The organism is Duganella phyllosphaerae (genome assembly GCF_001758785.1).
GTDB lineage: Bacteria > Pseudomonadota > Gammaproteobacteria > Burkholderiales > Burkholderiaceae_D > Rugamonas > Rugamonas phyllosphaerae.
In genome coordinates, this window is the sequence record NZ_LROM01000102.1 from 1 (window position 1) to 13,142 (window position 13,142).

Below are 13,142 nucleotides of genomic sequence, written 5' to 3' on the forward strand. Positions count from 1 at the left end.
CCGTTGCCAGCGGCAGCAGCGCCCCGGCGCGCAGCCAGGCGCGCCGTTTGGCGTCGGGCGGCATCAGAACTTCACCGTGTAGTCGAGGTAGAGGCTGCGGCCATCGGTGTCGTACGGCGCGTTGCGCGAGTAGATCAGGCCTCGGCTGGCCTGGAAGACCGCTTCATCCGGATACCTGCCCAGCACATTGTCCACGCCGAAGCGCAAGGTCTGTTTTGACGTGACCTTGTAGCTGGCGGCCAGGTCGAGGAAGTGCATGGCGCCAAAGCGCTGGAAGATGTCGCCGGTGGCGTTGCCGGTGCTGTCGGTCCAGGCGCCATAGTGGCGCACGCGCGCCAGCAGGCCCCAGGCGGCGGTGTCGTAGGTGGCGCTCACGGTGGCCTTCTGACGTGGCAGGCGGTCTTCGAAAATGGTGCGCTGGCTGTCGTTGGTGGCCACGCCGGTGCTGCCGCCATCGACCCGGGTCTTGTTGTAATTGAAAGCGGCAGTCAGATTGAGCTTGCCGTCGCCCACGCGGCGAAGGTAGTTGGCCACCACGTCCACCCCGCGCGTGGTGGTGTCGAAGTCGTTGGTGAAATAGTTGATCGACGTGTAGCGCAGCGGATTGGCCACCCCTGCCGGCACCGCGAACGACGCCGAGGTGCTGAAGCGGTCGGTGAGCTTGATGTGGTACACGTCGAGGGAGCCGGACAGGCCCACGGCGGTTTTCCAGGTTACGCCCAGCGAGGCATTTTTCGATTCTTCCGGCTTGAGCGGTTTGGCGCCCAGCGCCACCGCCAGCGGATCGTTGTTGGCCAGGCGCCCGCTGGTAAATACCAGCAGCGTCTTGGTGTCGAGGCCCTGGCCGGTGCTGTTGGTGTTCAGCTGTGCCGGCGTGGGCGCGCGAAAGCCGGTCGAATACGAACCGCGCACGGCCACATCGGGCGTGACCGCAAAGCGCGCCGACAGCTTGCCGTTGACGGTGCTGCCGAATGCCGAAAAGTCTTCGTAGCGCACGGCTGCGCCCACGGTGAACTGCGCGGTGAGCGGCGCTTCCACGTCCAGGTAGGCGGCGTAGCTGTCCTGGTCCCATTTGCCGGCCTGGCGGTCGCTGAAGCCCGGCGCGCCGTTGGCGTTGGCATCGAGGCCGGCGGCAGCGCCCGGGCCTACCGCGTACGAGGCGGCGTCGCCGGCGCGCACCTTGTAGGTCTCGTTGCGCAACTCGGCGCCCATGGCCACGTTGACCGGCTGCGCCAGTGCGGCCACGTTCCATTCGTAATTGAGGCTGGCGTTGACCAGCTTTTCCTGCTGCGTCAGGCGGCCCAGGTAGAACGCGGTGGGGCTGGCGGGACCGAGCGACGCGTTGAGCGAGTGATGCAGGCCGTAGTCGATGGCGTTGCTGCCGTACGAGGCACTGACATCCCAGCCCAGCGCCGGGTTGAAGCGGCCACGCGCGCCGGCCAGCACCTGGAAGTCGTGCTGCCGGTTCGTGTACTGCGGGCTGAAACCGAGCGGGTACACGTTGCGCACGTCCCAGCCGGGAAAGATGGCGGCAGGCTTGTACACCGAGGTGCTGGTGTCGGGATTGCGCCAGTTGAAGTCCGAGGTGCCGTCGCTGTGCGAGTACAGGCCATAGCTGTACAGCTGGACGTCGCCACCCGGCTCGAAGGTGGCGTTGTAGCCGGCGCGCTGGCTTTGCAGCTCGGGCTGGCCCCAGCGCTGCACCGGGTTCGGCACATTGAGTTCCGGGTGCGCGGCCTGGAAGGCGATGGCGTCGGGCCGCTGGCGCGTGCGCGAGGTGGGGTCGGATTTGGCCGCTTCGGCAAACAGCACTATGCGCCCGCCGTCGCCCACTGCGAAGCCGTGTTTGGCGCGCAGCTCGTACGATTTGCCATCGCCCTCGCTGTACTGGCCGTAGCGGGCCGTCAGTTCGGTGCCGATGGTATCGTCGAGGATGATGTTGATCACGCCGGCGATGGCGTCGGAACCATACTGCGCCGAGGCGCCATCGCGCAGCACCTCGATGCGCTTGATGGCGCTGGTCGGTATTTGCGCCAGGTCCGGCGCCTGGGCGCCGCGCGCGCCCAGCAGCGCGCTGCGGTGGAAGCGGCGGCCGTTGACCAGCACCAGCGTCTGGTCCGGCGACAGGCCACGCAAGGTGGCGGGGCGCACGAACACCTGGCCATCGGCCATCGGCAGGCGCTGCACCACGTACGACGGCACCAGCTGCGCCAGCACGTCGTTGAGGTCATCGGACGCCACCGCCGCAATCTCTTCGCGGGTAAACACGTCCACCGGCGCCAGCGTGTCGAACTGGGTGCGGTTGCTGCTGCGGGTGCCGGTGACGATCACGGCCTGGGTGGCATCGGCGTCGGCGGCGGCATTGGCTGCGGTAATGCCCGGGTTGGCGTTTTGGGCATGGGCGCTGAACAGGGCCTGGCTGGCGCACAGCGCAACGGCGCTGGCGATCTGATTGCGTCGGAAGGTCATCTGGAGGTGCCGCTAGTTAAAGTGGCGACAGATTAGCGGCGCAGTGTGTCATGGGTATTACATTGCAAGCTACATTGCTGGTGCTGGCCCTTCTCAAAAATATTTCATGCTGAAAGCTGCCAGGATGGCAAACATTGCCGCAAACCAGCGACAATAGCGGCTTGCCTTCAGTTCGCTAGCGGAGTTCGCCCCGATGTTCGGTTTCCTCAAGTCCCCCACCCTGTCACCGCGGCTGTTGCAGCTCAAGGCGTCGCCGTTGTTCGACACGCTCACGCCGCTCGAACTGCAATCGATCGACGGCCTGATCCACGAGCGCCGCTACCTGGCCGATGAGATCATCTTCGACGAGGGCGAGGAAGGCCAGGCGCTGTACCTGGTGATCTCGGGGCGGGTGCTGATTAGCCGGCTGCACCACGGCGGCCGTGAACTGGTGGCCGAGCTGGAACCGGGCGACTTCTTCGGCGACCTGGCGCTGCTCGACAACGCCCCGCGCAACGCCCAGACCCGCGCCATCGACAACTGCGAGCTGGCCGTATTCTTCCGTGGCGACTTTTTAGGGCTGATGGAAACCGACGCCGTCATCGGCTACAAGATCGCGCTGGCGCTGGCGCGCCACCTGGGCGGGCGCCTGCGCGAATGGATGGTGGGCGCCTCGCGCACCGAGGTGTTATGAGCGTGCTGGCCACCCATCAGCGCGCCGGTCCGGTGGTGTGGATCGGCATCGTCGCCGCCACCTGCACGCTGCTGTTCCTGCTGCAGCAGATGCTGTTCCTGGCGATCCCCTTCCTGCTCGGCATCGTGCTGTACTACATTTTGCTGCCACCGATGCGCAAGCTGCTGCGCATGGGCTTTGGCCACAGCATGGCCGCCCTGCTGGTCGGACTGATGTTCGTGGTGGTGGTGGGGCTGGTGGTGTTCCTGGTCATGTTGTGGCGCTCGGCGCCGTCGGAGTCGTGGCAGCACACCTTGTCGGTGTACCTGGCCGGCGGCATCGATTTCGTGCGCCATACCACGCAGGCGCTCGAGCAGCAATTCCCGTTCCTCAAGCAGGTCAAGTTCGCGCGCAACATCAATAACCGCCTGGCGTCGTTTACCGGCGGCTTCGTGCAGAAGCACCTGACCGACATCCTGGTCTCGGTGGCGGCGTGGCTGCCGTCGCTGCTGCTGGCGCCATTCTTGACGTTCTTCTTCCTGCGCGACGGTGCGCGCTTCAAGAAATTTTTGGCGCGCGCGGTACCGAACGCGTTTTTTGAGCGCACCCTGTTCCTGCTGCACGAGGTGCACCAGACCGCGTACCGCTACTTCCAGGGCCTGCTCAAGCTCACCATCCTCGACACCGCCGTGCTGGCGCTCGGGCTGTGGGCGATCGGCGTGTCATCGCCGCTGCTGCTGGGCTTCATGGCGGCAGTGCTGGCGTGGGTGCCGTACGTGGGCTCCATCGTCGGCTGCATGCTGGTGGTGATGGTCGCCTCCACCGACGCCCCCAACGATCCGATGGTGGCCTACCTGGCGATCGGCGTGTTCATTTTCGTGCGCCTACTCGACGACTTCGTATTCATGCCGCTGACCCTTGGCCGCAGCCTGCACATGCACCCGTTGATCACGGTGCTGATGATCTTCATCGGCGGGTCGGTGGCCGGCGTGGCGGGCCTGATGCTGGTGCTGCCGCTGCTGGGCGTGGTGATGGTCGTCGGCGAAACCCTGGGCCGCCTGATCACCGACCCGCGCCTGCGCGCGCGCCACCGCAACGCCATCCATCTACGCACGCGGCAGGCCAGCGTGGACCTGGTCAACTAGCTGTCATACCCACAGCCGGTACATCCAGAACGATTCATCTTCGATAAAGCGCCGGGCGAATTCGCCGGGGGCGAAGCCGGTGATGCGTTTGACGGTGCGGTTCATGTGGGCCTGGTCGGCAAAGCCTTCAGCGAGCGCCAGCCCGGCCCAGTCGAATGGCTGGCCTGCTTCGTAACGCTCGCGCGCCGCAAAGAACAATCCTTCGGTGCGGGTGAGCGCCTGCCATTCGCGCAGCGAGCGGCCACTGAACGACTTGATGCGGCGCTCCACGTGGCGCGGGCTGTGCTGGTTACGCCAGCCGTGCGCGTGCCAGGCCAGGCGCTCGACCCAGTGGCGGCCCACCTGGCGCAGCGACGGCGCGGCCGATGCACGCCCTTGTAACGCCTGCCAGCGCGGCGCGAGGTGCCGCTCCAGCACCGCCAGCAGATCCTGGTCGCGGCTGGCCAGCAAGGCGTCCCACAGCGGTAAAAACTGCGCGCCGAGCACCTGTGCCGCTGGCACGAAACGGTTCTGGATCGTCGCCATCTCCACCTCGAACAGGGCTTGCGCGGCATCTGCGGTGAAGCACGCGATATAGCCACGTCCGGTGCCCGGCGACCAGCTCACCGTGGGCGCCGACCAGGTGCCAGAGATAACCACCTGCGCCCCGAACGGCTGCCAGCCGTCCTGCGTGACCTGCCCCACCTCCACGCCATCGAACCACGACAGCGTTACCATCGGCGAGGCGGGAAAATGCGTGAGGCGCTGGGCCCGGTCCAGGTTGAGGCGGGTATCGCGGGCAATCAGCGCAACCAGGGCGCCTTGCAAGGACGGCGGCCCCAGGCGCAATGCCGAAGCGTCAACCGTATCGGCCGGGTCGGCAGCGCAGCTTGCGCGCGGCGCCCGCGCCAGCGGGTCGGGGCAATCGGAACAGGTGTCGTAGGTCTTCATGGCTTGCCAGTATAACCAGCTGCCGGGGGCCGCGGCATGTCGGTTCGGTTCAAGACGCCGCGCCGCTGGTGGCGCAGGATCGGCACCATGACCACGCCAACCACCAGCGCCTGCCCCTTCCACGCCGATCGCGCCGGCGTTCCATTAGCTCCGGCCGCGCAGCCGGCATTACAGCCAGCATTACAGCCAGCGGGCAGTTGGCCACCCGGGCCGCCATCGGGCATCACCGGCTGGGGCCTGCTGCGGCGCATGTCGAAAGACCTGCTCGCAACCTTGGCGGACTGGCGCGCCACCTACGGCAACCTGGTACACCTGCGCATCTGGCCCGAGCACCAGGTCATCGTCACCGATCCGCACCTGGTGCGCGAGCTGCTGCTCACCCACCACGACAAGCTGGTGCGCTGGGAACGCGGCATTGCAGTAATGTCCCAATTACACGGCAACAGCGTGCTGACGGCGGAAGGGCCGGCCTGGCAAAGCAGACGGCGCGCCTTGCAGCCGAGCTTTTCTCCCAAAGGGGTACAAGCTTACGTGCCGCCGATCGCCGCCGCCACGCACACCGCGCTGGCGCAGTGGCCGGCCGAAGACGGCGACTGGCCGATCGAAAGCGCCATGACCTCGCTGGCGATGGACGTCATCATGGGTTTTCTGTTTTCCAGCCCGGCCGATGCCGACGCGCGCCGCATCGAGGAGGCCGTGCACTGCATGAGCGTGGCAGCCAATGCCGAATTCTATTGGCCGGCAAGCGCGCCGGACTGGGTGCCGTGGAAACGCGCCAAGCGCGCAGCGAAACAGGTACTGGACCAACTGATCAAGCGCCAGATCGACACCCGGCTGGCACTGGACCGCGCGGCCTGGCCCGACGATCTGCTGAGCAAGCTGCTGGCCCTGCATGCAGCGGATCCCGCCGCCTGGCCGCGCCAGGCCGTGCGCGACGAATGCATGACCGCCTTCCTGGCCGGCCACGAGACCACGGCCGCCACCCTGACCTGGTGGGCCTGGTGCATGGCCGCCAATCCTGCCGCCCAGCAGACCGCGCAACAGGAAGTGGCGGCAGTGCTGCAAGGCCGCACCCCGACGGCGGCCGACCTGCCGGCGCTGGCCGGCATCACGCGCACGCTGCAGGAAACCCTGCGCCTGTACCCGGCCGCTCCCGTGCTGCTGAGCCGGCGCGCAGTGGCACCGCTCACGCTCGGCGGCTGGCAACTACCGGCTGGCACCATGTTCATGGTCCCGGTCCAGCTGATGCAGCAAGATCCGGCCTGGTTCGCCGATCCCCTCGCCTTCCAGCCCGAACGCTTCGCCGCTGCAACCGACAACGCCCCGCGTGGCGCCTACATGCCACTGGGCGCCGGTCCGCGTGTCTGCCTGGGCCAGCACCTGGCCATGACCGAGATGACGGTGATTGCGACGATGCTGCTGCAGCGTTTTGAGCTGGCGGTACCGGATGGGATGGTGATACCAGAACCAGCGCTTCATGTCACGCTGAGGCCGACGCATTCTTTGCATTTAAAGCTAAGGCAGCGGCAAAGGTTTTAGCATCATGCTAGCCATTTGTCGTAGCTGGTTCATGTATCACGGTTGAGCTATTTCAGCCGAGGTCATCGCGAGCATTGCATTGCCCAGCTTGCAACTGCGCCCGTTCTGCTGCTTGTTGCAACCTGGCTTCCAGCACCGCACGTGGCGGTAGGGTCGTCAAATACTCGGCAACGTGAATGCCAGACTTGTCCAATTCCAGCAGTTCAATTTGCTCTGATTTCTTGCCTGTACAAAGAATGATACCCAAGGGCGAATCTTCCCCAGGTTCCCGCTCGAATTTGTCGAGCCAGCGCAAGTAAAGCTCCATCTGTCCCTTGTAAGCAGCCTTAAAGTCGCCGACCTTGAGTTCCACAGCAACCAAGCGGCGCAGCTTGCGGTTGTAAAACAGCAAATCAAGGTGGAAATCATCATCGTCAATCTGGATACGCTTTTGCCGAGCAACGAAAGTGAACCCGGCGCCCAATTCCAGCAGAAACGATTCCATTTCGCGGATGATGGCGGTCTCCAGGTCGCTTTCCTGCCAAGTATCTTGCAAACCGAGGAAATCCAGGATGTAAGGATCGCGCATGATCGACGTGGGCGAAATCGGCTGATTGTTGCGCATGGCGGCTAGCTCTACTGCAATCAGTGCATCGGGCTTCCTGGACAATGCCGTGCGCTCGTACAGCATGGAATCAATACGTACCCGTAAGGTCCGTACGCTCCAGCGCTCAATACTGGCCATTTGTGTGTAGTAGTCACGCTGCATCGGCTCTTTAAGAGCCAGCAACATGACAAAATGGGACCAGCTCAATTGTCGCGACAGTGTCGCGACAATTGGCTCCTCCGGATAAGTGATCGCGAATTTAACCATTCTGCGCAGATTCTTCTCGCCAAATCCGCGACCATATTGAAGCGTCAACTGCTTGGCAAGGGAAGATAAAATCTCCTCGCCATATTCCGCTCGCCTGCCGGCCAACAGCTCAGCATGTATCCGCTGACCGATATGCCAGAACAGCAGTGTAAGCTCCGCATTGACGGCTACGACAGAACGTTGGCGCGATGTCTCGATCAGCGTTTGTATATCGCCCAGCAAGGCCGGCGGATCAAGGGGTACAGGGAAACTCATGGCCATCTCCGTCGTTCAAACGGATTAGACAGCACTTCGTAAGCAAGGTTCTGTCCTTACCCTCGTTTGGCATGACGACGCATAAAAAAACCCGGTCAGCGAACTGAACCGGGCTTTCCGTGATGCGGGTAAGAATTACGCGGTCATCGCGTGCTTCTCGGCCGATTCTTCCACAACTTCCATGTCCGAACGGATCAGGTGGTCGAAGGCCGACAGGGCCGCTTTGGCGCCTTCGCCGGTGGCGATGATGATCTGCTTGTACGGCACCGTGGTGACGTCGCCGGCAGCGAATACGCCGGGGATCGAGGTCTGGCCACGCGCATCGACTTCGATCTCGCCGTGGCGCGACAAGGCCACCGTGCCCTTGAGCCATTCGGTGTTCGGCACCAGGCCAATCTGGACAAATACACCTTCCAGGTCGATCTTCTTCGCTTCGCCCGACACGCGGTCGTTGTACGACAGACCGTTGACGATCTTGCCGTCGCCGTGCACTTCGGTGGTTTGCGCCGAGACGATCACCGTCACGTTCGGCAGGCTGCGCAGCTTGCGTTGCAGCACCGCGTCGGCGCGCAGTTCTGCGCCGTATTCGATCAGCGTGACGTGCTTGACCAGGCCGGCCAGGTCGATCGCCGCTTCCACGCCCGAGTTGCCGCCGCCGATGACTGCAACACGCTTGCCCTTGAACAGCGGACCGTCGCAGTGCGGGCAGTACGCCACGCCCTTGTTGCGGTATTCCTTCTCGCCGGGCACGTTGATTTCCCTCCAGCGTGCGCCAGTGGCCAGGATCACGGTTTTGGCTTTCAGCACGGCACCGCTGGCGGTCTGCACTTCGATCAGCTTGGCGCCCGGCACCAATTTTGCGGCGCGCTGGGTGTTCATGATGTCGACGTCGTAGGCCTTGACGTGCTGTTCGAGCGCCATGGCAAATTTAGGGCCGTCGGTTTCCTTGACCGAGATAAAGTTCTCGATGGCCATGGTATCGAGGGTCTGGCCGCCGAAGCGCTCGGCCAATACACCGGTGTTGATGCCTTTGCGGGCAGCGTAGATTGCTGCAGCTGCGCCGGCAGGACCGCCGCCGACGATCAGCACGTCGAACACGTCTTTCTTGCTCAAGGCCGCTGCCTGGCGCACGCCGGCATTGGTGTCGAGCTTGGCGAGGATTTCCTCGACATTGGTGCGGCCCTGGCCGAAGTGCTGGCCGTTGAGGAACATCATCGGCACGGCCATGATCTGGCGCTCTTCGACTTCTTTCGGGAACACGCCGCCGTCAATCGTGGTGACCTTGATGCGCGGGTTGATCACCGACATGGCGTTCAGTGCCTGCACCACTTCCGGGCAGTTGTGGCACGAGAGCGAAATAAAGGTTTCGAACTCGAAGTCGCCGTCGAGGTTGCGGATTTGTTCGATGACAGCGTCATCGAACTTGATGGTGTGGCCGCCCACTTGCAGCAGCGCCAGCACCAGGGAAGTGAATTCGTGGCCCATCGGCACACCGGCGAAACGCACGCCGATGTCGGAGCCGGCACGGTTGATACTGAACGACGGGGCGCGTACACCAGCGTCGCTGCGCTCGACCAGCGTGATCTTGTCGCTCAACAGGATGATTTCCTGGAGCAGTTCTTTCATCTCGCGGGCTTTGGCGCTGTCATCGAGAGATGCGACCAGCTCAAGCGGATACACCACTTTTTCCAGGTAGGATTTCAGTTGGGTTTTGAGGGTTGCGTCTAACATGATTCTTTTTCCTTTTACAAATATTTAGGCGTATGCCGGGCCGGACGCCCGGGCCGGCATCGCGGTAACTACTTGTTTGCTGCGGTGTCGCTCAAGAGTTGACTCTTGATTTAGATCTTGCCGACCAGGTCCAGCGATGGGGTCAGCGTAGCGGCACCTTCGGTCCACTTGGCTGGGCACACTTCACCTGGGTGCTCTGCAACGTACTTGGCTGCTTTGACTTTGCGCAGCAGTTCCGATGCATCGCGGCCGATACCGTTGTCGTGCACTTCCATGATCTTGATCTGGCCTTCTGGGTTGATCACGAAGGTGCCACGCAGTGCCAGGCCTTCTTCTTCGATCATCACTTCGAAGTTACGCGACAGCTTGCCGGTTGGGTCGCCGATCAGTGGGTAGTTCACTTTCTTGATCGCGTCCGAGGTGTCGTGCCATGCTTTGTGAGCGAAGTGGGTGTCGGTCGATACGCCGTACACGTTCACGCCCAGGGCGGCGAATTCAGGCTGTTTGTCGGCCAAGTCTTCCAGTTCGGTTGGGCACACGAAGGTGAAGTCGGCTGGGTAGAACATCAGGACGGCCCACTTGCCCTTCAGGGATTCGTCGCTGACGTCGATAAATTTACCGTCAACATAAGCGGTGGCATTGAATGGCTTGATTTGGGTATTGATCAGGGACATAGTCGTTTCCTCGTTGGGTTGTGAATCATTGAGACGCCAGTGTATCGCCTTTTCGGCGATTTGCAAAATTGATTGTTCCAATAGAATCGATTTGTTTTGACTATGGATGGCGTAACAACGCGTCAAACTCTGCCGCAGGGATGGGCCTGGCAAACAGGTAGCCCTGGCCGTAGTCGCAGCCGGCGCGCGCCAGCAGGTCGCGCTGCTCGGGCGTTTCCACGCCCTCGGCAATCACCTTCAGGCCCAGCTTGTGCGCCATGACGATGATCGCTTCCGACAGGGCCATGTCGCTCGACTCCGGCGCCAGGTTGCGCGTAAACGACCGGTCGATCTTCAGGTAATCGATATCGAACTTCTTCAGGTACGACAGCGAGGAGTAACCGGTGCCGAAGTCGTCGAGCGCGACCTGGATGCCGGCATCGCGCAATTGCAGCAGCTTGTCGCTGACGGTGGCCGTGGCGTCGAGCAGCAAGCCCTCGGTGATTTCCACCACCAGCGCCTGCCCCGGCAAACCCAGCTCGCGCAAGTGGCGCAGCCAGTCTTCATAGCCAACGCCATCGCCGCCGTCGTGCTGGAACTCCAGCGGCGACTGGTTGATGCTGATCTGGAACGCCGGATCGACTTCGGCGCGCCAGCGCTGGGCCCAGTCGGCAGCCTCGTGGAAGACCCATTGGCCGATCTCCAGGATCAGGCCGCTCGACTCGGCCAGCGGGATGAATTCGCACGGGCTGACCATGCCGCGCTGCGGATGCTGCCAGCGTACCAGCGCCTCGGCCTTGTGGATGCGGCCGGTCGCCAGGTGGACGATCGGCTGGAAATACAGCGCCAGCTGGTCGCCCTTGAGTGCGCCGCGCAGGTCGTTGGTCAGGCGCATGCGGTTCAGCGCGGCCACCTGCAATGCCGGCGTGAAATAGGCGTAGCGGTTGCGGCCGGCATTCTTGGCCGCGTACATGGCCTGGTCGGCGTGCTTGAGCAGGTCGTCGATGTCGAGCGCATCGTCCGGGTACAGGGTGATGCCGATGCTGGCCGACACGAACGCCTGCTCCTGGCCCAGCGCAAACGGCGCGCGCAGGCTGTCGATGATTTGCTGGGCGATGTGGGCCACCCGGTCGGTGCTGTCGAGCTCGGTGAGCACCACCGTGAATTCATCGCCGCCCAGGCGCGCCACCGTGTCCGACTTGCGCACGCAGTCGCCGATGCGGCGCGCGGCGTCCACCAGCAGGATGTCGCCGTGCTGGTGGCCCAGCGTGTCGTTCACTTCCTTGAAGTGGTCGAGGTCGATGAACAGGATGGCCAGCCGCGAACGGTCGCGCTGGGCGCGAACGACGTCGGTCTTGAGGCGGTCGAGCAGCATGCGGCGGTTGGGCAATTGCGTCAGCGGGTCGAAGTTGGCCTGTTGCCAGATCAGCGCTTCGCGCTGCTTGTCGGCCGTCACATCCTCGATCATGCACAGGTGGTGCGGGTGGCCGCCGGCATCGGCAGCCGTATCGATGGCGGTGATCGACATGTCGATCCAGGCCAGCACACCGTCGGGCCGGAACACCCTTATCGTGGATTTGAAGGCGCCGATGCGTCCGGCCGTCAGTTGCCCCATCTGCGATTTGCACTCGGCAATGTCGTCGGGGTGGGTCAGGTCGAGCCACTTCTGGCTGCGCAGCTCGGCCAGCGGCCGCCCCAGGATCTCGAGGTAGCGGGCGTTGACGTCGCGGTAGGCATAGGTGCCCGAATCGACCAGCGCCATGCCCAGCGGCGAGGCTTCGAACATGGTGCGAAAGCGCTGTTCGCCCTGGCGAATGGCCGCGTTCGAGCGGCGCCGTTCGCGCGCCAGCAAACTGAAGTGCACTGCGCCCGCCACCACCAGCAGCACCACCGCCACACCCAACACGCGGTACAGCCATAGCGTCGTCTTGCGGTTGTCGGGGTCGTACAAAAAGCCATCGAATTTCACGTCGGGCGGCAGCACGCCCAGGCTGGCATACGCGTCGGCGATATGGCGCCAGCGCTCGGGGTTCATGTAGCCGATCTCGACCAGCACTGGTTGTACCAGCGCCACCATCTGGCGCGCCTCGTACAACAGGTGTTCGCGGTCGTTGCGGCGCGAATACTTGTTGAGAATCAGGTCGACGGTTTCTTCATGGTGACTCATCGCCCATTGCCAGCCACGCAGACTGGCGGCACGGAACGCCCGCGCCCGCGCCGGGTTGGTGGCCAGTTCGCGCTCGCTGGTAAACAGGTTGTCGCCGTAGAAATCGATGCCCGCCGCGCGCGGCGAGTGCAGGTCGTAGGCAAAGCCGGCGCGGTCGAAGGCGTCCGGTTCGTTGGTGGTGTACACGCCCATGGCGGCCACCTTGCCGTCGATCAGCTCGTGTGGATCGAAGCTGGGCGCCAGCCGCTCGTAGCTGTCGGCCGGCACGCCCTGCCTGACCAGGTAGGCCAGCAGTTCGTCGGCGTTGCCCATGCCGCTGGCCTGGCTGCCCAGCATCACGCGCTGGCCGCGCAGCCGCTGCAGGTCGGGCGGCTGGCCCGGTACTTGCGGTGTGGCCAGCGCAAACGCGGAATGCTGGAAAATCACGCCCAGCACCACCACCGGTTGCCCCGACAGGCGCGCCAGCAACAGGCTGCTGCTGCCCACGCCATATTCCGCCTTGCCAGACACCACGTCGCGCTCGGCCTGGCTGCTGTCGGCCGCGTCCAGGATGCGCACGTCGAGCCCGGCCTCGCGGTAATAGCCCTGCTCGAGCGCCGCGTAATAGCCGGCAAACTGGAACTGGTGGGTATGCTTGAGCTGGAGCGTGACGCGCTCCAGCGCCGTTGCCGGCGCGCCGGCCAGCGCCAGCAACAGCAATGCCGCCAGCCGCAGGTAAAGAGAGCTCAACAAACGTAATCCAACCGGC

At 63.8% G+C, this 13,142-nt stretch carries 9 protein-coding genes; 3 read left to right on the forward strand and 6 right to left on the reverse strand.

Going from position 1 to position 13,142, the window contains the following annotated elements; genetic code table 11:
* Positions 1 to 63: 63 nt before the first annotated feature.
* Positions 64 to 2,469: a TonB-dependent receptor plug domain-containing protein gene (locus tag DUPY_RS18215; RefSeq protein WP_070249809.1), complete on the reverse strand. Its 2,406-nt coding sequence runs from the start codon at positions 2,467 to 2,469 to the stop codon at positions 64 to 66.
* A gap of 193 nt (positions 2,470 to 2,662) precedes the next feature.
* Between DUPY_RS18215 and DUPY_RS18220 the strand changes: the two genes are divergently transcribed.
* Together DUPY_RS18220 and DUPY_RS18225 are read left to right on the forward strand one after the other, a co-directional pair.
* The gene (locus DUPY_RS18220) at positions 2,663 to 3,142 is read left to right on the forward strand and encodes a cyclic nucleotide-binding domain-containing protein (RefSeq protein WP_070249810.1); all 480 of its coding nucleotides are present in this window, start codon (positions 2,663 to 2,665) and stop codon (positions 3,140 to 3,142) included.
* Positions 3,139 to 4,266: an AI-2E family transporter gene (locus DUPY_RS18225; RefSeq protein WP_070249811.1), complete on the forward strand. Its 1,128-nt coding sequence runs from the start codon at positions 3,139 to 3,141 to the stop codon at positions 4,264 to 4,266. Before DUPY_RS18220 ends, DUPY_RS18225 begins: the two co-directional genes overlap by 4 nt.
* A 3-nt stretch (positions 4,267 to 4,269) precedes the next feature.
* Here the strand turns inward: DUPY_RS18225 and DUPY_RS18230 are convergent, their stop codons facing one another.
* The gene (locus tag DUPY_RS18230) at positions 4,270 to 5,196 is read right to left on the reverse strand and encodes a helix-turn-helix domain-containing protein (protein WP_070249812.1); all 927 of its coding nucleotides are present in this window, start codon (positions 5,194 to 5,196) and stop codon (positions 4,270 to 4,272) included.
* A gap of 36 nt (positions 5,197 to 5,232) precedes the next feature.
* On the opposite strand from DUPY_RS18230, the gene DUPY_RS18235 reads away from it, so the two are divergent.
* Positions 5,233 to 6,735 (forward strand): cytochrome P450, encoded by a 1,503-nt coding sequence (locus DUPY_RS18235; RefSeq protein WP_267875824.1) that lies wholly within the window; start codon positions 5,233 to 5,235, stop codon positions 6,733 to 6,735.
* Positions 6,736 to 6,787: 52 nt separating this feature from the next.
* Here DUPY_RS18235 and DUPY_RS18240 read toward each other — a convergent pair whose 3' ends face one another.
* From DUPY_RS18240 to DUPY_RS18255, 4 genes are all read right to left on the reverse strand, one after another.
* Positions 6,788 to 7,843: a PDDEXK nuclease domain-containing protein gene (locus tag DUPY_RS18240; protein WP_229255420.1), complete on the reverse strand. Its 1,056-nt coding sequence runs from the start codon at positions 7,841 to 7,843 to the stop codon at positions 6,788 to 6,790.
* Positions 7,844 to 7,978: 135 nt separating this feature from the next.
* Positions 7,979 to 9,574, reverse strand: coding sequence for an alkyl hydroperoxide reductase subunit F (gene ahpF / locus DUPY_RS18245; protein ID WP_070249814.1), 1,596 nt, complete (start codon positions 9,572 to 9,574; stop codon positions 7,979 to 7,981).
* Positions 9,575 to 9,684: 110 nt separating this feature from the next.
* A complete protein-coding gene (ahpC, locus tag DUPY_RS18250) occupies positions 9,685 to 10,248 on the reverse strand; it encodes an alkyl hydroperoxide reductase subunit C (RefSeq protein ID WP_070249815.1) in 564 nt (187 codons plus the stop codon).
* A gap of 100 nt (positions 10,249 to 10,348) precedes the next feature.
* Complete coding sequence (locus tag DUPY_RS18255; protein ID WP_307188200.1) at positions 10,349 to 13,123, reverse strand: EAL domain-containing protein; 2,775 nt, start codon at positions 13,121 to 13,123, stop codon at positions 10,349 to 10,351.
* Positions 13,124 to 13,142: the final 19 nt, after the last annotated feature.